This is a genomic window from Bremerella sp. JC817, assembly GCF_040718835.1.
Lineage (GTDB): Bacteria > Planctomycetota > Planctomycetia > Pirellulales > Pirellulaceae > Bremerella.
In genome coordinates this window covers 428,778-449,194 of sequence record NZ_JBFEFG010000281.1, presented here as the reverse complement: position 1 = coordinate 449,194, position 20,417 = coordinate 428,778, and the positions used below count along the sequence as shown (strand labels likewise).

17 protein-coding genes are annotated in these 20,417 nt (G+C 57.2%); 7 read left to right on the top strand and 10 right to left on the bottom strand.

Annotation, left to right across the window (positions count from 1 at the left end):
* Positions 1-154 precede the first annotated feature (154 nt).
* The 3 genes from AB1L30_RS24850 to AB1L30_RS24840 all read left to right on the top strand — a co-directional run bounded on the left by AB1L30_RS24850 (position 155) and on the right by AB1L30_RS24840 (position 2,121).
* On the top strand, positions 155-1,186 hold the full coding sequence (locus AB1L30_RS24850; protein WP_367017029.1) for a DUF1559 domain-containing protein: 1,032 nt from the start codon (positions 155-157) through the stop codon (positions 1,184-1,186).
* 29 nt (positions 1,187-1,215) lie between these two features.
* Positions 1,216-1,698 (top strand): carboxypeptidase-like regulatory domain-containing protein, encoded by a 483-nt coding sequence (locus AB1L30_RS24845; protein ID WP_367017028.1) that lies wholly within the window; start codon positions 1,216-1,218, stop codon positions 1,696-1,698.
* A 63-nt stretch (positions 1,699-1,761) separates the two neighbouring features.
* Complete coding sequence (locus AB1L30_RS24840; protein WP_367017026.1) at positions 1,762-2,121, top strand: hypothetical protein; 360 nt, start codon at positions 1,762-1,764, stop codon at positions 2,119-2,121.
* A 100-nt stretch (positions 2,122-2,221) separates the two neighbouring features.
* On the opposite strand, the gene AB1L30_RS24835 is transcribed toward AB1L30_RS24840, so the two are convergent.
* Complete coding sequence (locus AB1L30_RS24835; RefSeq protein ID WP_367017025.1) at positions 2,222-2,764, bottom strand: CAP domain-containing protein; 543 nt, start codon at positions 2,762-2,764, stop codon at positions 2,222-2,224.
* A gap of 510 nt (positions 2,765-3,274) precedes the next feature.
* Between AB1L30_RS24835 and AB1L30_RS24830 the strand changes: the two genes are divergently transcribed.
* Positions 3,275-4,474 carry an aminotransferase class I/II-fold pyridoxal phosphate-dependent enzyme gene (locus AB1L30_RS24830; protein ID WP_367017023.1) on the top strand — a complete coding sequence of 400 codons (1,200 nt, stop codon included), beginning with the start codon at positions 3,275-3,277 and terminating at the stop codon, positions 4,472-4,474.
* A 147-nt stretch (positions 4,475-4,621) separates the two neighbouring features.
* Positions 4,622-5,767, top strand: coding sequence for a PLP-dependent aspartate aminotransferase family protein (locus tag AB1L30_RS24825; RefSeq protein WP_367017021.1), 1,146 nt, complete (start codon positions 4,622-4,624; stop codon positions 5,765-5,767).
* 102 nt (positions 5,768-5,869) lie between these two features.
* Here AB1L30_RS24825 and AB1L30_RS24820 read toward each other — a convergent pair whose 3' ends face one another.
* The gene (locus tag AB1L30_RS24820; protein WP_367017019.1) at positions 5,870-6,439 is read right to left on the bottom strand and encodes a hypothetical protein; all 570 of its coding nucleotides are present in this window, start codon (positions 6,437-6,439) and stop codon (positions 5,870-5,872) included.
* A 354-nt stretch (positions 6,440-6,793) separates the two neighbouring features.
* Here AB1L30_RS24820 and AB1L30_RS24815 point away from each other — a divergent pair, with 354 nt between their 5' ends.
* Positions 6,794-8,083, top strand: coding sequence for a DUF6666 family protein (locus AB1L30_RS24815; RefSeq protein WP_367017018.1), 1,290 nt, complete (start codon positions 6,794-6,796; stop codon positions 8,081-8,083).
* Between the two features lie 313 nt (positions 8,084-8,396).
* Entirely contained in the window at positions 8,397-9,812 is a 1,416-nt protein-coding gene (locus tag AB1L30_RS24810) for a hypothetical protein (protein WP_367017017.1), read from the top strand.
* A 22-nt stretch (positions 9,813-9,834) separates the two neighbouring features.
* Here AB1L30_RS24810 and AB1L30_RS24805 read toward each other — a convergent pair whose 3' ends face one another.
* The 8 genes from AB1L30_RS24805 to AB1L30_RS24770 form a co-directional block, all read right to left on the bottom strand.
* Positions 9,835-10,320 (bottom strand): hypothetical protein, encoded by a 486-nt coding sequence (locus AB1L30_RS24805; protein ID WP_367017015.1) that lies wholly within the window; start codon positions 10,318-10,320, stop codon positions 9,835-9,837.
* Between the two features lie 158 nt (positions 10,321-10,478).
* Positions 10,479-11,087, bottom strand: coding sequence for a DUF3365 domain-containing protein (locus tag AB1L30_RS24800; RefSeq protein ID WP_367017014.1), 609 nt, complete (start codon positions 11,085-11,087; stop codon positions 10,479-10,481).
* Between the two features lie 69 nt (positions 11,088-11,156).
* A complete protein-coding gene (locus AB1L30_RS24795; RefSeq protein WP_367017013.1) occupies positions 11,157-12,509 on the bottom strand; it encodes a cytochrome c3 family protein in 1,353 nt (450 codons plus the stop codon).
* A gap of 3 nt (positions 12,510-12,512) precedes the next feature.
* Positions 12,513-14,513 carry an FAD-dependent oxidoreductase gene (locus AB1L30_RS24790; protein ID WP_367017011.1) on the bottom strand — a complete coding sequence of 667 codons (2,001 nt, stop codon included), beginning with the start codon at positions 14,511-14,513 and terminating at the stop codon, positions 12,513-12,515.
* Between the two features lie 237 nt (positions 14,514-14,750).
* Complete coding sequence (locus tag AB1L30_RS24785; protein WP_367017009.1) at positions 14,751-16,979, bottom strand: molybdopterin-dependent oxidoreductase; 2,229 nt, start codon at positions 16,977-16,979, stop codon at positions 14,751-14,753.
* 10 nt (positions 16,980-16,989) lie between these two features.
* The gene (locus tag AB1L30_RS24780) at positions 16,990-18,600 is read right to left on the bottom strand and encodes a DmsC/YnfH family molybdoenzyme membrane anchor subunit (RefSeq protein WP_367017007.1); all 1,611 of its coding nucleotides are present in this window, start codon (positions 18,598-18,600) and stop codon (positions 16,990-16,992) included.
* A gap of 14 nt (positions 18,601-18,614) precedes the next feature.
* On the bottom strand, positions 18,615-19,478 hold the full coding sequence (locus tag AB1L30_RS24775) for a hypothetical protein (protein ID WP_367017006.1): 864 nt from the start codon (positions 19,476-19,478) through the stop codon (positions 18,615-18,617).
* A gap of 23 nt (positions 19,479-19,501) precedes the next feature.
* Positions 19,502-20,407, bottom strand: a complete 906-nt coding sequence (locus tag AB1L30_RS24770) for an ABC transporter ATP-binding protein (protein ID WP_367017004.1) — start codon at positions 20,405-20,407, stop codon at positions 19,502-19,504.
* Between the last annotated feature and the right edge of the window lie 10 nt (positions 20,408-20,417).

Below are 20,417 nucleotides of genomic sequence, written 5' to 3'. Positions count from 1 at the left end.
CATGCTTGGTATAGATTTTTAATGTGTATTGCTTCCCCGTTAAATGCGCATAGTGGTTTTTGAAATTGACATTCTGACCAGATTTCTCTAGCATTTTGATGGCTTTTGCTTTTCAGCATTCCCATCTCTTCCTTATTACTATTGGTCTACGTTTATGCACCGCGTGCGTCTCGGTCGTGCTGGCTTTACGCTGGTCGAACTCTTGGTTGTGATTGCCATCATCGGCGTGTTGATTGCCCTGCTTCTGCCGGCAGTCCAGCAGGCCCGCGAAGCTGCCCGGCGAATGAGTTGCTCGAACAACTTGAAGCAAATGGGGCTCGCGATGCATAACTATCACGATACCTACCTGGCCTTGCCACCTCGTCAGGGCGGTCCAGACTGGGCGACAGCGGTCAATTCGCCTCCTCTGCGTCATAGTGCTTTCGTCAACTTGCTTCCGTTCATCGAACAGGGAGCCCGGTACGATCAGATTTATACGGCCAAGAATCAGGTGTGGTCTTCCAGTGCGAACTCGGGCTATGTCGGCGAGATCGACGGTTTCAAGTGCCCATCGGATGGTTTAAATGCCCCCGTCAGCACCGACCGACCTGCGTTGTATGCTCCACTGAACTACGCGCTAAATGCCGGCGACAACTATCGCTGGGGTGGTTCGCCAGGTCCCAACGATCCGGAGACCGGAATCCGCGGTTTGTTTGGCTATGGCATTTACACCCGATTCCGTGACATCACCGACGGCTTGAGCAACACGATGGCGATGAGCGAAACGATCATTGCTCCGTCGTCGAATCAACTTGGTCGAGCAGCCGGGTCTTCGACTAACAACGCTTTGGCATGCCGTGCGTACCTGGTGGGCAACGAATACCCAACGGCGACTTTGCATGCTCAGGACCGCTGCCATGGTAATCGCTGGCAAGATGGTCGACCTGGCTACTGCGCCGTAACCACCGTGTTGCCGCCCAACAGCGCGACCTGTAGCTCGCAAGGTGGTGGCGGCCTCTATACGGCTTCCAGCCGCCACCCAGGCGGTGCGATGTCGGTCTTTGCCGATGGTTCGGTGCGGTTCATTCCAGAAACAATCGATACCGGCAACCTCTCGGCAACGCCGGTTGCCAGTGGCCAGAGTCCTTTCGGCGTTTGGGGTGCTTTAGGATCGAAGGATGGTGGCGAAACGAACGCCAACCTTTAATCCGTCACACCACAGAAAGGACCATAGATATGACTAATGGATGGATAGCAGCCAAATCGCTTTTGGCTGCCTTGATGCTCGTCGCGCTGATCGGTGGCTGCGGTAGTAAGAAGGACGACAAATGGACCCGTGGCCGGCCGCCCGTTTATCGAGCGTTCGGAACGGTGACTTACCAGGGCAATCCGGTGGCGGACGCCGTAGTGACCTTCCAGCCCACTTCTGCCGAAGGAGGCAAAGGGGGCTCGGCACTGACCGACTCTCGGGGCTATTTCGAGGCACGGACCTTTGAATCAGGCGATGGTCTGACCGAAGGAACGCATCGAGTCGCGATCAGCAAAGTACAACTGGTCGATGCCCAAGGCAACATCGTGACCGAAATTCGCGAGCCAATCGGCCTGCGAGAAAAGAATCTCGTGCCGAAGAAGTACAGCGACTTCAAGAAGTCGGAGATCGAAGTTACGATCAACGCCGACGGTGCGAACGACCTGGGCGAAATCGTTCTGAAAGACTAGCCCACGATTTCCCGAACCTGCGGTCCATGGCGGTGTCCTTCTTGTCAAGAAAAGGAGACTGCCATGACTGTTTGGGATTGGGTAGAAGCTTGCTTTTCACCGCCACCATCGACGGCGGTTATTTGCGATGACGAAGGCGTTTCGATGGCTTTCACACGCCGCCGTGTCGTTCGTATTGCCTGGCGAGATCTGGTGCGGGTCGCGATCGAGACCAACGATCGAGGGCCGTTTGAAGAGGATGTCTTTTTTGTTCTCGAAACGGATGACAACCGCGTTGCCATTCCGCAATCCTTTTCAGGCACCGACGGTTTGATCTCGTATCTGGGAGATCATTTGCCTGGGTTCGACTTCGGGCCGATGATCGCGGCGATGGCCAGCGCCGACAATCAAGAGTTCGTCTGCTGGGAAAAGCAAACTGATTAGTGGAACCTTGCAAGTTGGTTCCATTGCATGAAAAACGGCCGCAAGGGAATCCCTTTCGGCCGTTCTGTTTTTTTAACGGGGTCTTGGGTCGTCGGTTGGTTTAGTTACCGAAAACGCCAACCCAATAGGCGGTACCGTTGCGGCTGATGGCGTAGCCATAACCGACTTCGCGAGCACCACTGAGCAAGATCGCCCGGTGACCGGGGCTGTTCAACCAACCGTTGAAGCAATCGGAAATGTTGCTCGAGCCGTACAGAATAATTTCACCGTACGGGGAACCAGGGTACGAATGGCGTCGGGCACGAGCCACGAAGCCACCATTGACCGAGTGACTGAACTGACCGGTGCGAGCCATGTACCAGGCATGGTCTTGGGCGGCCTTGGTAAGTTCGGGACTGATTCGCTGAGCATGCAATTGGTAGCGAGCGCGAATCTCGTTCGAGTGCTTCCACATTTTCACCAGGGTCGGGTGCTTGTGAAGGAACTCGTCGTCGGCCGACTTGGTGTCTTCGGCCTTCTTAGTTTCCGCAGCTTGTTGCGTGCCTGCTTCCTTCTTGGGTTGGGCATCCTGCGATTCAGGAGCGGCCTGCAGTGAAGTGGCCAGAGCGATCGTCAACAAAAGGGCGAGGGGGAAACGGGTCATCGGGAGAACAACCTCCGTGGGGCGGGAAACGAAGCGGTCTTTCCATCCGAAATCCGTGACTGGGATGGAAAACGAAGTCTCGGTTGTAGAGTCAATCGATGGGCACTTCAAGTAGCAAGTTTTGACGATTACACAAACTGCGAGGGTACTCCTCCCCCTGTCGGAGGCGGTCGATCGTGCGTGTCGGTCGAGGATTTCAGGGCCTTCTGTCGCAACGGTTTTTGCCGGACCGGCTCGCAAATTTGCAGATCGACGATGACAAAATAGAAAAAGGGGGCCCGTTGCGGGGCTCGAAAGCGGCGGTTACACTCAGGGCTGGTTTAATAGGGATTTGTGGCCGCTTGCAGCCTATCTGCTAAAGTGCCGTTGTCGCTTCCCTGCGACAATCATTCTTGAATACAGATCACATGCTGCGGCCCTATCAAACATTTGGGATTCGCCGCGTTCTTGAAGGCTAGGCTCGCCTTTTTGATCTGCTGCTTCTCCCGCATCGCTTACGAGAACCCCGGCATGTCTAAGGCACCTGAACAAAATACCAATCGAGGAACGTCGACCACCGCTGTGCAAGGTGGCGAAGCCCGGATGAAGCCGGGTAACTCGATCACCGACCCAATCTTCTGCGCATCGACCTACACCTTTGAAGATACCGACTCGATCATCCGGTATATCGAAGAGAAACAGGTCCGCGAAGAATATGGTCGCTACGGCAATCCTGGCGAAAAGACCGCCGAAGCCAAGCTGGCCGCCATCGAAGGTGGTGAATCGGCTGTCCTCTATTCCTGTGGCATGGCCGCGTTTGTCGGGCTGCTGATGGCCAAGGTCAGCTCGGGCGACAACGTCGTCTTCTTCGACGAATGTTATCACCGCAGCCGAGAATTCTGCGGCAAACATCTGGCCCGCTTCGGTGTCGAAACCAAGACGGTGAAGACCGGCGACTACGACGCGATGGAAAAGGCGATCGACGCCAACACCAAGATGCTGATCAGCGAATCGCCCACCAACCCGCACCTCAGTTGCGTCGATCTCGAGAAGTTCACCGCGATCGGCAAGAAACATGGTGTCGAAACGCTGATCGATGCCACGCTGGCGACTCCTTACAACCTTTCGCCACTGTCATACGGTGTCGACTACGTTCTGCATTCGGCTACCAAGTACCTGGCAGGCCATAACGACCTGTTGGCAGGTGCGATCATTGGGAGCGAAGAACAACTGGCCGACGTCCGTCAGCTTCGTGGCGTGATGGGTGGCATCAATGCACCGCACAACTGCTACTTGCTGCTTCGCGGTCTGAAGACGTTCTCGCTGCGAATGGAACGCCACAACACCAACGGTCTGGCCGTGGCACGCTTTCTCGAGTCGCACCCGATGGTCGAAAAGGTTTACTACCCAGGTCTCGAGTCGCATCCTTATTACTCGGTCGCCAAAGAAACGATGCGTGGCTTTGGTGGTCTGGTGACCTTCAATGTGAAGGGGGCCGACTGGCGTAAGACTGCTAACGTGGTCGACAACGCGAAGATCTTCAAGATCGCCCCGAGCCTTGGTGGTGTCGAATCGTTGATTGAGCAGCCACTGGTGATGAGCTATTACCAGCAGACGCCCGAGAATCGTGCGAAGTTTGGTATCTACGACAACATGATTCGCATCGCTTGCGGCATTGAAGATACCGACGACTTGATCGCCGACCTGAAGCAGGCCCTGGACAACGCGTAGTCGTTTACCTTGGACCTTATCGATATTTCAAAAGCGGCCGCGATGTTCGATCGACGGCCGCTGTTTTTTCGATGGCAACTTCCGATGACAGCCCAGCGGGCTAGAATCGGTGTTTTCCCCGCTAACCTCGTGGCAAAGAAGATACCCATGCAGTTCCGTACCCGAGCAATTCACGTTGGCAACAAAAAGGATCCACAAACGGGCGCTGTCGTGCCACCGATTCATGTGGCTTCGACCTTTGTGCAGCCAGGGGCCGGCGAATGGGGCGAGTTTGATTACTCGCGAAGCGGGAATCCAACGCGTAAGAACTTGGAAACCACGCTGGCGGAACTCGAAGGTGGCTGCGGAGCCTTGGCGTTTGCTTCCGGCATGGCGGCCACGCACTGTGCGACGATGCTGCTGGAAAGTGGCGACCACATCGTCGCCGGCACCGATATCTATGGCGGGACTTATCGCCTGCTGCACAAGATCACGCAGAAGAACAACGTCGGCATCACGCTGGCCAACTCCACCAACCTCGAACAGTTGGAAGCGGCCATTCAGCCCAACACCAAGTTGATGTGGGTCGAAAGCCCCGGCAACCCGCTGATGTCGATCACCGATCTGAAAGCCTGTGCCGAGATCGCCAAGAAGCATGGCATCTTGCTGGGGGTCGACAGCACGTTCGCAACGCCTGTTTTAACGCGGCCGCTGGAACTGGGGATCGATATCGTTCAGCACTCGGTGACAAAGTACCTGGCGGGGCACAGTGATGTGCTGGGTGGAGCATTGGTGGTAAAGGACAAGGCCCTGTTCGATCGGCTTTACTTCATTCAAAACGCCACCGGTGCCGTGCTCGATCCATTCCAGTCATTCCTCGCGTCGCGTGGGATCAAGACGCTGGAGCTACGTGTTCGCGAGCAATGCCGCTCGGCCCAGAAGATCGCCGAGTTCTTAAACGAGCACCGCAAGGTTTCGCGGGTCCTTTATCCTGGCCTGCCATCGCATCCAGGGCACGACATTGCAGCTCGCCAGATGGAAGGTGGCTTCGGCGCGATGATGAGCTTCGAGGTAGTCGGCGGGTATGAAGCTGCCAAGAAGGTTTGCGAAGACACGAAGCTCTTCCAGTTGGCTGTCAGCCTGGGGGCGGTCGAATCGCTGATAGAACAGCCAGCATCGATGTCGCATGCCAGCTACGACCGAGCCGACCGCCTGGCCCATGGGATCAAAGATGAACTGATCCGAATCTCGGTTGGGTTGGAAGCCCCGGAGGACCTGATGGCCGATCTGGATGCAGTGCTGGCAACGATCTAATTCCTGGCGATCTTCAAGAAACGACAAGAAGGGGAGTCACCGTGGACTCCCCTTCTTTTTTTTGTTGGCAGGTATGCCGTTTGGAAGGCAAGTTAGCGGCGACTACTTGCTTCGCGTTGGGGCATAGTAGGTAGCGGGACGCGCGGTGGACGCGGGAGTCACTCGCTTGGTGTAGTGGCTGACCTGAGCCGACGAACGCTTGGCCTGCGTGCCGACCGGCTGCCACTTGCCGGGAGTTTCAAAGTGCGATGGCTCGGTGGAAGGAGTCGTCGGAGGACCAGGGATCGTTGGCACCGAAGGGTGCGATGGTTCGACGTATTCCATTTTTGGCGACGACATCATTTCGTGCGATTCCCAGTGGGTATCGCTGCCGCAAGTATCGCAGCCACACGAAGGAGCTGGCTTGTAGCAGCCGCAGCCGTTGAACGTGATTGGGTGGAAGAGGCGGTGAACGCCATTCTTCAGGGTGCTGGCCGTAGAGTGCAGAGTGCAGCCAATACCTTCCACCAGTTCCAGCAGTGGACGGTGGCAAGGCGTGCAGCAGCGATCGCAGCCGCAGCTAGCGACTGGGCGAGCCACAACGTGGTGGTTATCGCATCCACACGATTGGCCGAATGCTTGAACGCTGGTAACCAGCACGACGGCGGCGGCCAGAAGTTGCGTTTTCATCATCTGAGATCCTTCTCGAAGTACGGAAGCGTCGTAGCGACGCATCATAGCGGTGTTGGGTCAACGGAATCATTTATCGAGTCGCTACACCACAAAAAAACAGAACAATCGGATCAACCGATAACTCCTCGCAAGATTACCCAGATTATTGTTCTGTGGGCAAATGAGAGCTTTAGGAGGTACCGCTAAGTGCTGGCAGATTCAATTTGAGGATATCTGGGAAAACTTTGCGGGTTATTTCAACTTTTCCGAAAGAGCTGAGTTTGCGGATGCCGATGACGATAAGGACAGCGAGGTACCGCGCTGTTGATTGAACCGTCCCCCCCGGTGTTTCATTTGTCGAAGGAAGGTAAGACCATGCGAGTCTTCCCCTGTATCCTGGCTTTGCTGACCGCTGTTTGCGGTGGTGTCGTTGCGGATCTCGCTCCCGCGGCGGAACCTCGTGAGCCAGCTAAACTGCCACACACTGTTACTGAAGATTTCAACCGACCGCCATCGCCCGCCCGGGCGATCCGAAGTCTGTTTTCTACCGATCAAGATCGCGTGTTTGCTGCTCGGCAACGCGTCGCCCGCGCCAGTTATGTGGCGTCGAAGATCCAGGCCGGCGATATCCAACCGGTCGACTACTCGGTTTTGAGTGAGTCGGCAGGCGAGCCGATGCCCATGGAAGGCGAAATCATCATGGAAGGTCCGGCCATCGCCGGGATCCACGATCCGATGACCTACCACACTGTTCCAGGCTCGCCTGGCTGTTCGTCCTGCCAGGGCGGATCGCAGTGTGGCGGCGACTGCGGAACTTGTGGTACTTGCCCAACGATCTGTTTCCCCCTTTGTTTCAGCTTGCCGCTGGAAAACCTCTCGGTCCGAGCCGGTGTCGAAGGCTTCAAAGGCCCGATGAATGCTGGCATGGATGGAAGTTTTGGCTTCCTGTATGGCGTGAACTGGGGTGCTCCCTTGGTCTCGCGAAGCACCGGCCTGGGCGTCCAGTTGGGTGTGAATGGCTCGAATGCGAACCTGCATGGTGCGAGCTTCACCGACGATCATCGCGACCAGTTCTTCCTGACCGCCGGTGTTTTCCGCCGCGTCGACTGGGGCTGGCAGGGTGGTATCGTCTACGACCACATGAACGATCACTGGTACTACGACATCGACGCCAGCCAGATTCGTGGTGAATTGAGCTGGAAGTTCCAGTGCCAGGGCGAATTTGGTTTCTGGTTCACCGCTTCGGACCAGACCAGCGACATCGACGAGCAGATCACCCTGCCAGGGGCATCGGTTCCATCGACCGCCTCAGGCTCGTTCCAGCCAAACAACATGTTCGCGTTCTTTTACCGAACTCCTCTGGAGGTTTGTGGTGGCGAAATGCGATTCTCGGGCGGTTGGACCGACACCGAGATGGGTCTGATCGGAGCTGACCTGAACGTTCCGATCACCAAATGCCTGGCTGTGGAAAGCAATTTCCTCTACCTCATCCCCCGAGGTGGTGAGGGAAGCGACGATCCATGCGTCTGCGAGACCTGGAATGTTGGTATCAACCTCGTGTGGTACCCACGGGCCTGCAGTTCGGCCAGTGCCGGCAAAAACTACTATCGTCCGCTGTTTAACGTAGCGAACAACGGTACTTTCTCGATGTACCCAACGAACTAAATGAAAAATCCGTAGGGGGATTCAGCACGCCGAGTCGTTTGCGAGACGACTTGGCGTGTTGTTATTTCTTGATCGATTGGGGGGACCTTGACGGCGGGCGTATCTTCTGAGCCTGAATCACCTTCCCAAAATAATCCCTCCGCGGTATGATGGCAGGAATATGCAAGCATCCCCGCCGTCAGGGTTGGTGACCGCAAATTTGTCGTAAGAAGCGTGAGGTCACCGCGTAGAGCCTGGAGTAGGCCCGCAAGTACCCCGTGGGGGACACCTTTTAAATGCAGGAAGGCATTGCCCGGACACCGGGTATCAGTACATGAGCAGTTCTAACAAAGCCGGACATTGGCGTTCTCTCGCCGCTCAAATCGGGGCGATTTCGCAAGAAGAATTGGCGCAAGCCGAAGCTGCTGAAGCCGCTGCCAAACAGGCCGCCGAACAAGCAGCCGCCGAAGCGGAAGCCGCGGCCCAGGCCGCTAAGGAAGCAGAAGCGGTTGCGGAAGTAGCTGAAGAAGAAGCCGCGGAGGAAGCGGAAGCGACCACCGAAGAAGCAAACATCCAGGTCGAAGACGAACTTTCGCAAGTCTCTGACGGCCCCGTCGACAATCAAGAGATCGTCGAACCTCCTCATCAAGAGCCTGTCGCCGCGACGGAAGAAGTCGTCGCCGAAGCACCTCCGAAGCCACGTAAAAAGAAGAGCAAGAAGCGTAGCCACTGGGCCTCGCTCTCGTCGATGCTCGGCTTGTCGGCCGCTGAAGAGGAAGAAGACGAGTACGAAGACGAAGAAGAAGCCGTTGTGGAAGAGGCCCCGGTCGTTCTCGAAACGGCTGCCCCGGAAGTGAAGAAGGCCCCAGAACCAGAACCACAGCCCAAGCCAGCAGCAGCGGAAGAAGATTTCGAGAGCCCCCATCTGGCTGCCTTCAAGAAGCCTTTGGAACGCTCGCCAGAAGAAGACCGTGCTTCGCAGATCATGGGACGTTCCGGCGGCAAGTCGGTTCCGACCAGCGACGAAGATTTCAAAGGCTTCGATGGTATCTTCCTGAACGAAGGTACGAGCGAAGACGAAGATGAAGTAGAACCAGTCGCCGAAGTGGAAGTCGAAGACGAACCACGTGACGAAGAAGAATCGGAAGGCCGTTCGAGCAAGCGTGGTCGCCGCTCTCGTGGTCGTCGCCGTGGTCGCCGTTCGCGATCGAGTGACGACGATTCCGAAGTGACCGCCCGCGAAAGCTCGTCGGATGACGACTTCGACGCCGATGCGGACGCTGAAGTCGAAAGTCGCGACTCGCGTGACGACGACCAGGAAGATGGCGATGATGAACCTCGCCCAACCCGTCGTCGCCGCCGCCGCCGTCGTTCGCGTAAGTCTGGCGATGGTGAATCGTCGACCGATTCGCGAAGCGATCGTCGAAGCGAAGCTCGCAACGATGACGATGACGACGACTTCGATGACGATCTAGACCTCGACATGGAAGACGACGCCGACGAAGCACCAGCTCGTGGACGTTCGCGTTCTTCGCGTCGCCGCCGTGACGACGACCAGGACGATCGGCCGAAGGATAAGCACAAGAAGATTCCTTCGTGGACCGACGCGGTTTCCGCCATGGTCGATGCCAACATCACCCGTCACGAAACGGCTCCACCGGCACGCCCTCACGAACGAGGTGGTCGCAACAATGGCCGTCGTCGTCGTGGCAGCGGAAGTGGTGGCGGTGGTGGACGCGACCGCCGATAGGCCGCGTCCCGAACCAACTCGCTTAGGTTGAAAGTGCCTCTTCCTTCTTTGTGGAAGAGGCTTCCGTGGTCGGCTCGTTCTGAGCAGACTCGAGTTCTTCCAGACGCAGAGCAATCCGATTGTATTGCTCTGCCAGGCATTTCCAGGCATCCCCTTCGCGCAGGATCAAGGGGCTTGCTGTTTCTCCGTCGGCCAGACGTGTCATCGCCTTCTTGAATCGCGCGATGGCTCCGACGAAGCGATTGCTATGGCGGATGCTGTCCAGAATCATGATCGGCAGCACGAACAAGCTAACCACGGCCGAGGGAATGAAGTAATTCCACAAGGCGCTGCTGGCCGCGGTTACCGGGGAATTCAGATCGCCAAGTGCCGCGCCAATGATCATTACCGCGCCGACACTCAACAGGCAGATCATCCAATACATGGCGACTCGCATCGCCAAACCACCTTGAACTTCAGGATCGACCCAGAACTGCCTGCGTCGGTCACGAGTACCCGGTTTCGACATCAACTTGCCCTCAGGAATGAAAAGATCGTTCCTGGAAAGCTTATGTTTCCAGACTCGATGAATCGGAAGGCAAACGCGTTGCCGACCGACAAGGCGGTAAACCTCGTTGTCGAGCGATCACACTGAAGCGATCGTGACGGTTGTGCTGATTGGCTTCCTCAGTCCAAGGGGATCCGAACGACCACGCCACCCATCACGTCCCCCTCTTTGAACTCAGGGTAGTCGGCGCCTCGGTCGGAGTGATTGTTGTGGCAATCCCAGCAAGCCTTGGCCACTGCCTTGTCCGCATAAACCGCGGTGAAGTACGTCTTGTCGCCCAGCTTCTCCTCACCATAGAAGTTCTCGCCGGGGTTCTCGGCCACGAACTTGAGGCCTTCGATTTCCTGATCAGACTTGGGCGTGTTCTGGGGATTCAACGGCCACAGCGACTTCAAGGCATAAGTGAAGCCAGCTTCCTCATTGCTGTCGACAATCTCGGAGCCCATACGAAACATCTGCGCCGGCAGCGGGATCGTGCCTTCTTCGTCTTGCCAATACTCGCTCGGTTTGACTTCGCTGCCTTGCTCTTTCAAGCGCGTTACGATGTGCGTCGCATAGACCGTACGATCGGCCATCATCACGGCATGGACCGCATTGGCAAACTGTTTCGGCGTGATGCCACCAGCCGCCGGAACCGACGCTGGCGTACTGTTTCCGCAGCCGGTCAACGCCACGGTCGTCGAACCAATGACAATCAAACCGCAAACGATTCCCAGGACCTTGTTCATTTCATTCTCCCGTTTTCAAGGGTTGCATGGCAAAAGGCGAACAACGTGGCACGATAGGGATAGGGTGATTTATGGCGTCGATGGTTTCTTGCGATCGAACCACTTGCGAACCATCTCCAGGCTCTCGACCGAGTGTGCTGGCGTCTCGACAAAGTTTTGCTCGATCTGCTTCGGGTCGTGCATTGCATCCAGGCTGAATTGAAGGCCGTGGCAATTCGAGCAAACGTTTCGAACCATCGTCTCGTTAGGCTGGAGGTTGGCATTTTGATTGTGCTGCACCGTCACCTTGGGCGACTTGGAACTGCCTGAGACTTCGCGTGGCATATGGCAAGTCGCACACGAGACGCCACTGCCTGGCGGCAACTCTCCGTGAAGTTCCTGCTGCCAAAGTCGAGCGTGAGGCGAGTCTTCATACGCCTTGGTATGCGAATCGTTGTGGCACTTCACGCAGGCCTGCATTGCAGCAACGCGGACGTCGGTATCATGCGGCGAATGGCAAGAGCTGCACGAAAGTTCGGCGTGCAACATGTCGTGCTTCATCGGTAACCGGGCCATGCCAGGCGTCATGGCTGAAAGCCCCGCTGCCAATCGCATACCATGCATTCCCTGCAGGAAACCATCGCTTTCGTCAGCATGGCATTTCTGACAGGTCGCCAGCGGGACTTCATTCTGCCACTTGCCGTTGTCGTTCGACTGGGTATGGCAATCGTTGCAGTTGATGCCAACCTGGGCGTGCACTGACTTGGCCCAGTCGTCGATCAATTGCGGATCGTGAGGCACGCTCGAGTGATACCGCGCATCCGCAGCGGTCAGCGGCTTGATCGGATCGGATTGTTCAGCGAGATAGCGAGTCAGCGCGTTACGCTCGGGCACGACTTGTTGCGGAAGGTTGGCGATTTCGTCGAGATGCTTACGCAGGAAGTTTTCGTTGAGGGCGCGATTGTCGTGATAGTTATGGCAGCCGCTGGTCTGGCACGAATTGAACTGCATCCCTTTGTGGCTCGGGCGTTCATCGGCGATCTCTTGATGGCACTGGAAACAAAAGTCTTCCGGCATCGACACGCCCATCGCATGCGTTTCGGCAGGGGCGTGCTCTTTGTGGCACGTAATGCAGTTCTGAGCATCCAGCACGGACAGTCGGGCAGCATTGACCGGGTCGTTGAACTTCTTGGCGGGGTGGGTGTCGTTGGCTTCTTTCAGTTCTTCTTCGTGGCACTTCAAACACGACTTGCTGGTCACGCCCAACTCGGGATCGTGACATTCCGAGCACTTCATCTCGATTTGATAATGTCCGTGCGTGGTCTTGCCAGGCAGGTAGACCGTCTTCCAGGAATGGTCTTCCGTCAGCAGGATCATGCCGAGACTGCTGCCAACCAGCAGCGACAGCGCGAACCAGACCAGGGCATAAATCCAGGAAGACATAACTTAGAAGTAATACACCGTGATGAGATGAAACAGCAGTAATACCGGCAGCGGCCAAAACAGCAGCAGATGAACCAGCACCATGCGAGGTCGCCAGCGTCGAATCCAAATTCCAACTGTGCCAGAGATACGGTTCTCGAGCGAAACGAGAAGGCCTGTAATACCTCCGGTGACATTCACTACCAGAAACACGCTGACCAGGACCAGGTTCAAGTTCGATCCAAATCGAAATCCGGTATGCAGCGCCAGGCCTGCCACCGCCAGCGTGGCCAACACTGCGTGAGCGACGCGCCACCAGGCGAAGTCTCCCCAGCTCCAGCCAGCCATTCGTTTGCGAAGTGAAAAGCCGAGTCCGAGCACTGTCAGACCGAAGATCGTGTAACCAGTCACTTGCTTGGGCATCTCGGTACGCCAGATCGCATCGATCGAATGCCAGGTCGTTTGGACCGAATCGGAGAAGGGGAGGGGACCGACAGTCAGCATCAACGCGATCAATACTAGTGTCAGCGCAGAGCTGCCGAGCAGAACCTTCCACGAATGAGAGGCATCGGTGGAAGGCGGTTGTCCGCAAAGCTGCTGGACCAAGGGCCGACACGTTCCACATACGGAAGAAGCACGTGTCAGTTGAGTGACCGTCTCGGCATCGGCCGCACCTTCCGCAACGACTTCGCAAATTCGACCTTTCGTGACACCGACGCAACTACAGACCACCGCACCTTCAGGCCAATCCCACGGACTTTGCAGGGCATCTTCCGGCCACAGCCGGCCGGTTCGGCGGAAGCGCGAGATTTGCCACGGCCATAAACGTCGCGAGTGGGTAATGAAATCACGAACACGATCGATCTCGTTCCATTCGCCAACCGCGGTGGCACCGACGACACGATTCCCGGCGAAGATGAGCTTGCGGTACGAGTCCTCGGTATGGCTATGCACAATCAACGAGTTCGGTGTTTCGCCGAGTGCATCGCCAAGAGCCGCAACATCGACACCCATCAGTTTGAGTTTCGCCGATTGATCGCCATACTCGAACGTGGCATCCTCGCCGCAGCAGTTGGCGGCCAAGACTTCAGCCATCTGAATGCCAGGGCCAACCAGCCCATAATGCTTGTCGCGATGCACGGCACATTCGCCAATGGCAAAGATGTTGGCGTTTGACGTGCGAAGACGATCGTTGACGACGACGCCCCCGCGCGGAGCAATGGTCAGGTCGGCATCGCGGGCCAATTCATCGCGTGGAACGATCCCGGCCGAAATGATCAGCATGTCGACGCAAAGTGTCTCGCCATTGACGAAGTGTAGTCTCAGCCCTGGACCGATCGCTTCGATGCGGTCGCAGCGGCAAAGTAAGTGAACATGAACACCGAGCTCTTCAACGCGCGACTTCAACAGGGCCCCCCCTGCGGAATCGAGTTGGCGGGGCATCAGGCTCGGGGCAACTTCCAGGACGTGTGCTTCCAATCCCAGATCGAGCACTGCTTTGCCTGCTTCCAGGCCGAGCAGGCCACCACCCATCACCGCCGCCGACCGGCAACGGGAAGCGTACTCGCGAATCTGTTCCAAGTCGTCAAGCGTGCGATAAAGAAACACCCCAGGCAGGTCGACGCCTTCAATCGGCGGCACGAAAGGGCGACTTCCCGTGGCCAGAATCAAGCGGTCGTACGGATACCGCTTTCCATCCTGGCAAATGACTTGTTTGTCGACGCAATTGATGCGGTTGATCTTTTGCGAAGTCACCAGGTTCACACCGACCTGTTCGTACCACTCTCGCGGCGAAAGGGTCAGCGAAGACTCTGGCTCGCGAAACAGCTTCGTCAATCGAACACGATCGTAAGCGGCGTGCGGCTCTTCGCCAAAGACATCGATCTGCCACGCTTCATGACCACCCCGCCGCACCATGGCCTGGCAGAATGCATGTCCGACCATGCCATTGCCGACAACGACCATCCGCCCGAGCGAACTGGGCGTGGCGGCGGCTGTCTGGTTGGCGGAATGCAACTGATGCACGGCGGAATCATTTCTGAGAGCAACGAGATCGAGTCGATGTTGAGTCGAGATTGCAAAGAACGTGCCGATTTTTCGGTTGAATCGCTCGTCAATGACGTAAGTCGTGGACAAATAGGACCAAGTGGTCCGATTTAAAATTAAAGAGCGACAAACAAGGGTGGTCAGTCTGTGATCACTGCCAGCATCGACGGCAAAATCGTGCCTTCGATCTATGCAGCAGGCAGCCGATTCTGCACGCTAAGAAGGCTTCACGATTCGCACGGCGGCGTTCTTATAAGACGGCTGTCGCGAGTAGCTATCGAACTGCGGAAAGGTCAGTCGATTAGTCAGCTCGTTGTGCATCGGCAGGAAGACATGCCCTGGCTGGACACTGCCGGTGATGTTAACCCGGGCCTCAATTTCTCCGCGGGCCGATTGCACCAGCACTTTGTCATGCGGCAGCAATTGCAGGGCAGCGGCATCGTCGGGACTGATGTCGACGAGAAGCGTCGTCGAGTACAGCGTTCGCAAGACGGCCGATTTGGAAGTCTTGGTTTGCGTATGCCACTGCGCCGCCGTTCCGCGACCAGTGAGCAGACGCAGCGGGAAGTCTTCGCTCGGCTCTTCGTTGGGGGCTTGGGGCGGTTCGAAGATGAAGCGTGCCTTACCGTCGGCATGGAAGTACTGACCATCTTCGAACAATCGTCGCTGCTGGGCAGGCATCCAGTCGTCGCCGGTGCTTTCGTCCTGGCGGGTCGGCCACTGTACTCCGCGGGCATCGTCGAGCATGCGATAGTCGCGGATTCCGGTGATGTCGCAAGGTTGTCCCTGCGAACACTGCTTCATCGCCCGAAAGACATCTTCCGGCGTTTTCCAGCTTTCAAACAACGACCCGCATCCCCAGTAATGGGAAACGAGGCGGAAGATCTGGAAGTCGGCCAAGGCCTGGCCTGGGGCCGGAACGACCTTCTTGTGCAGCCCAATCCGACGTTCGGAATTGATGAAGGTGCCTTCCTTCTCTCCCCAACCAGCCGCTGGCAAAACCAGATCGGCGCGAACGGCCGTTTCGGTCGAGTGGTACATGTCTTGAACGACGAGGAAGTCTAGCTTCGATAGGGTCTCGTGTGCTTCTTCTTGATGGATCCACGAGTGAGCGGGGTTCGTGGCGATGACCCACAAGCCCCGAATATCGCCGCGGCGAATCCCTTCCATGATGCCATCGTACGACCAACTGTTTTCGGTCGGGATATTGCCGACCGGAATGCTCAGCGTGTCGGCGATCTTCTGTCGATGGTCGGCATTGCGGAAGTCGTGGCCGCCGAGCAGATTTGTCGTATTGCTGAACAAACGCGAGCCCATCGCATTGCATTGACCAGTCACCGAATTGGCTCCGGTCCCAGGGCGGCCGATGTTGCCGGTCATCATGGCCAGATTGATGATCGCCTGGGCGGTGCGAACTCCCTGGTGGCTTTGATTCACCCCCATGGTCCACCAGAACGAAACACGCTGCCCTTCGTGAATTGCCTGAACTACTTCCAAAACATCGGCCGAGGGAAGTCCGCAGTTTTCGAACGAATCTTCCAGACGGTATTCGGCGACGTATTGCCGAAACTCATCGAAGCCGACCGTATGATTGGCAATGTAGTTCGTGTCGATCCAATCGTTTTCGATCAGCACGTTCGCGATCGTATAGAGCAGGGCGAGGTCGGTCTTCGGCTTCAGCGGCAGGTGATGTGTCGCGGCGACGGCGGTTTCGGTGCGACGAGGATCGATAACGATGATCTTCGGTTGATGCGGATTCCGCAGAACGCGTTCCCACATGATCGGATGAGCGATGCAGAGATTGGAACCCACGAAGACCAGCACGTCCGACTCTTCAAAGTCAGCATAGGTGAAAGGTGGGGCATCGAACCCGAACGATTCTTTGTAAGCGACCACGGCGGTGGCCATACATTGCCGCGTGTTGCCGTCCCCGTGCAGCATGCCCATGCCAAACTTGGCAAGCGCGCCGAGAAAGAACATTTCTTCCGTGGCAATCTGGCCGGTGGAAAGGAACGCGACCGAATCGTTGCCATGCTTGGCCTGGATGTCTTGGAAACGCTCGCAGAACGTCTTCATCGCTTCATCCCAGGAAACAGGAGCCAGTTTCCCGTCGGCCCCTTTGAGCAGCGGCGTCGTTGCTCGGTCGTTCGCTTTCAGGACCGTGAGCGACTCCCAGCCTTTCGGGCAAGCCATGCCCAGGTTCACCGGCCAGTCGACCGACGGGCTAAGATTGACCGCCTTGCCATCCTTCATGTGGAGTTCGAGTCCGCACCCCGTCGAGCAGAATCCGCAGACCGAGGTGGTCGTGCCATCCGGTTTGATCGAAGCGGGGACTTTGCCTAGTCCGAACTCGCCAGGATGAAGCAGCAAGTCGCGGGTCAACGCTCCGGTCTTGGCGTAGATCAACTGCTGCAGCGGATTCGGTTCAGTTGCGGACGACATCATGTGCCTTCTCCTACTTCGGCAAATTGGGCATGGCAGGGGTCGATTCCGCGGCGAAATACAACGCCCGATCGATCAGTTCCGCCGCAACCAGGCTTGCCAGCGACAGCCCGGCGATCGCGATCGAAACGGGGCCGCTGGTCAGCGCTAGGATCGCCGGCAGAACGATGCCCCCGATGGCCCACAAACTAACGCGGCTCCAGCCGAGTCCTTTCAAGGGCCCCAGGATCAAGTAAGCCGAACGGGCCAGCGGATCGGTCAGCGGCTTTGCGACCTGCGAGCACAACTGATATTCCAATGCCAGACGGGCCATCGTTACCAGGATGGTGGCTGCGATCGTCCCGATGATGAACGAACTAGCGTGGATCGTTCCTTCGAGGCTCGCGGCGGCGAACCCGCCCAGGACGATCGTGGTGCCGAACTTGGCGAACGTGAGCGACTCTTTCCAGAACGGTCGACGGGTGACGATGTAAATCATCGCCGAACAAAAGATCGTGATCATCCCGCCGCCGATTGCGGCAAGTCCCATCATCAGTCGAAACGGTTCGAGCATGGGTACGAAGTATGACGCCGCATAGCCGACCAATGGCCCGGCGAAGCCAGGCATCAAGACCGCTTCGCGGCTGAGCCAGGAGGTTCGCAAACCTAGGAACACACGGAACCCATACATCGGTCGGCCGAGGTGAGCCCCGGAAGCCGCCAGGCCAATCACAGCGGCGATCGTCGCCAAGATGGCACTGGTAACGGCACTACCGAAGAAGAACTGTACGGCAACGCTGGCGATCAGCATGCCCAGGGCGGCTTGGGTTAAAGTCAGCAGGCCAACTAACGGCAAGTGAGTATGATTCGGGAGAACCTCTTGTACGCCCGCCGAGAACATCGCTTCGCTTAAACGGTTCTTGCCAATGTAACGGGTCGTTGGCTTGGTGATCCGAGGGTTCGCGGCTCCGCGCAGGAACGTTCCTTCAGAAGCCTCGGCGGCGATGGCATCCTGAGCAACAACGGTGATTTTGATCGCGGCGTTCGGACACGACTGCACGCAGGCCGGAGCTTCTCCTTCCGCCAGTCGATGCCGACACATGTCGCATTTACGGACGATCCCCTTCGATTCGCTGAACTTCGGGACATCGTATGGGCACATCAAAGTGCAATACTTGCAGCCGATGCATTGGTCGTCGAGATGAACGACGATACCGAGCTGAGGATCTTTTTCGTACGCTTGCACCGGGCAACCGAGCATGCACCCCGGCTCGACGCAGTGATGACAGGCCGTCGTCACATGCTGAACGGCAGGCGACGTCGGCATCAAGCTTTGCAGCATGCCAACGCGACGCCATGTTTCGGACTCTTCCAGGCCGTTCATGTTATGGCAGGCGACAACACACGCTTTGCAGCCAGAGCAGGCGTCCAGGTCGACTTCAAACGCATACTGCTCGCCAGCACCTGGTTCACTGAGCGGGATCAGTTCGCGATAGGTCGGCGCGAGCAGGGGATCGCTATGTTGAGCGTGGCGCTGCGAAAATCGCTGGACTGCCGTCAGGTCTTGCTGTTCCGAAAGCAGCATCTCGACCAGGTCGAATCCTGACGAGAGCTGAGATGTCGAGTTTTGGTCGGCGATGGCCATAGGACTCGCTTCTATTAAACGAACAGCGTGACGATTTGAACCAGACGATCACCATTGAAAACTGGAAGGGCCAAGGCGAATCGAGCACCCTGGTCGAAGATGGGGCCGAGTGATGCGTCTTCGTCGGCGCTGGTTGTTAGCTGAGGAATCCGCGAGGCGAAGCATTGGCCAATCAGCCCTTCGCCGTAAGCGACCTGATCACGTTCGGAAGGTTTGATGCCTTCCGCGTAGGAAGTCTGAACCCGCGACAGTTCGGTTTGGTCGGCATTGGGAACCCAGGTTTCCATCGCCTGTTGGAACGGAAAGTCGACCGTGCTCAAGATCACCAGCACCGAGTCGAGTTCATGTTCGGTTGCCATGACCGGGATGCCCAGGCCATAACGCAAGCCTTCTTCACGAGCACCAGCGGCACGCATGAACGCTTTGGATTGATCGAGCCGAGCGATGATTCGCGACTTGCGATCGTCCCAGGTTTCGCCGGGAAGGCCGGATCCACGAGGGAATTTGACGTAGGGACTGATGCGTTCAAAACGCTCGAGTCCGCGATAGACCGATTGATGCAGACCGAGTTCGTCGCGTTCGGTTCGCGTCCAGATCTCGATTGCGATCTTGCATTCCGGTGGCGTGTGCACGGTAAACAAGACCGCCCCGGCCGCTTCGCCGGTCAGTAGCAGCGGCATGGCGATTTCGAGGGTATCGTCGCTGACGCTTCGAACCATGGCTCTTCGCTCGGCGACGGCTGCCATAACGAAGTCGTGATGCAGCGCGCCCGCAGGCATATCGGGAAAACCAGCCGAGGCAACGAGGCCGCCGGCCGTTTCGTCGTAGATCCAAACTGTGGTGTTGGCCACGATGGTAGGTGCGATCGTCGATGTCATGCTAAGTTCCATCCTTTACAGCATTAAGCGTTGGCGGTGACGTTGCTGGAGACATCCGACGTCTCTTCGTCGTCGGCGATCGTGACGGTAAGGCCAGGGGCCGGTTGTTCGGCTTCTGGCTTCTTGGCTTTGTGATGCTTGTGCCGTTCTTGCTCTTCCAGGAACGAGACCAGCGAACCACGCAGTTCGTAATAAAGCGGATGCTCTAAGGTTTCGGCCCGGTTACGAGGGCGTGGCAAAGGGAGTTCCAGGACCTGACCCACCTTGGCGGCTGGGCCGTTGGTCATCATGCAGATGCGGTCGGCCATGTAGATTGCTTCGTCGACGTCATGCGTCACCAGCATCGTGGTGATCTTCTCTTTGTCGAGGATTTTCAAAATGACATCTTGCAGTTCCATCCGCGTGAGCGAATCGAGACGGCCAAACGGTTCGTCCAAAAGAAGCATATTCGGCTTCAAGGCGATGGCCCGAGCGATGCCGACACGCTGCTGCATGCCGCCCGACATCTCGCGAGGATACTTGTCCATCGAATCGGCCAGACCGACGATACTCAGGTAGTACTCACAGATCTGGCGGCGTTCGTTTCGCGTAGCATGTGGGTAAACACGGTCGACCCCCATGCGTACGTTTTGGATCGCCGTCATCCAGGGCAACAGGCATGGTGCTTGAAACACCACGCTTCGGTCCGGACCTGGCCCCGAGATTTCTTTGCCCGCCACCACCACGCTGCCTGAGCTAATCGGATTGAGGCCCGATACCATGGTCAGCACGGTCGACTTGCCGCATCCCGAGTGACCAATCAGGCTGACGACTTCTCCCTTCTTCAAGATCAGGTTGAAGCCATCGACGACTTTCACATCGTCGCCGAACGGATTGGGGTATGCCTTAACGAGGCGGTACATTTCGACGAAGCGGTTCTCTTGCGACATCAGGATTCCT

Excerpts from the sequence above, each read along its gene's own strand:
- AB1L30_RS24850 (WP_367017029.1), top strand. The coding sequence starts at position 155 with ATGCACCGCGTGCGTCTCGGTCGTGCTGGCTTTACGCTGGTCGAACTC.
- AB1L30_RS24845 (WP_367017028.1), top strand. The coding sequence starts at position 1,216 with ATGACTAATGGATGGATAGCAGCCAAATCGCTTTTGGCTGCCTTGATG.
- AB1L30_RS24840 (WP_367017026.1), top strand. The coding sequence starts at position 1,762 with ATGACTGTTTGGGATTGGGTAGAAGCTTGCTTTTCACCGCCACCATCG.
- AB1L30_RS24835 (WP_367017025.1), bottom strand. The coding sequence starts at position 2,764 with ATGACCCGTTTCCCCCTCGCCCTTTTGTTGACGATCGCTCTGGCCACT.
- AB1L30_RS24830 (WP_367017023.1), top strand. The coding sequence starts at position 3,275 with ATGTCTAAGGCACCTGAACAAAATACCAATCGAGGAACGTCGACCACC.
- AB1L30_RS24825 (WP_367017021.1), top strand. The coding sequence starts at position 4,622 with ATGCAGTTCCGTACCCGAGCAATTCACGTTGGCAACAAAAAGGATCCA.
- AB1L30_RS24820 (WP_367017019.1), bottom strand. The coding sequence starts at position 6,439 with ATGATGAAAACGCAACTTCTGGCCGCCGCCGTCGTGCTGGTTACCAGC.
- AB1L30_RS24815 (WP_367017018.1), top strand. The coding sequence starts at position 6,794 with ATGCGAGTCTTCCCCTGTATCCTGGCTTTGCTGACCGCTGTTTGCGGT.
- AB1L30_RS24810 (WP_367017017.1), top strand. The coding sequence starts at position 8,397 with ATGAGCAGTTCTAACAAAGCCGGACATTGGCGTTCTCTCGCCGCTCAA.
- AB1L30_RS24805 (WP_367017015.1), bottom strand. The coding sequence starts at position 10,320 with ATGTCGAAACCGGGTACTCGTGACCGACGCAGGCAGTTCTGGGTCGAT.
- AB1L30_RS24800 (WP_367017014.1), bottom strand. The coding sequence starts at position 11,087 with ATGAACAAGGTCCTGGGAATCGTTTGCGGTTTGATTGTCATTGGTTCG.
- AB1L30_RS24795 (WP_367017013.1), bottom strand. The coding sequence starts at position 12,509 with ATGTCTTCCTGGATTTATGCCCTGGTCTGGTTCGCGCTGTCGCTGCTG.
- AB1L30_RS24785 (WP_367017009.1), bottom strand. The coding sequence starts at position 16,979 with ATGATGTCGTCCGCAACTGAACCGAATCCGCTGCAGCAGTTGATCTAC.
- AB1L30_RS24780 (WP_367017007.1), bottom strand. The coding sequence starts at position 18,600 with ATGGCCATCGCCGACCAAAACTCGACATCTCAGCTCTCGTCAGGATTC.
- AB1L30_RS24775 (WP_367017006.1), bottom strand. The coding sequence starts at position 19,478 with ATGACATCGACGATCGCACCTACCATCGTGGCCAACACCACAGTTTGG.
- AB1L30_RS24770 (WP_367017004.1), bottom strand. The coding sequence starts at position 20,407 with ATGTCGCAAGAGAACCGCTTCGTCGAAATGTACCGCCTCGTTAAGGCA.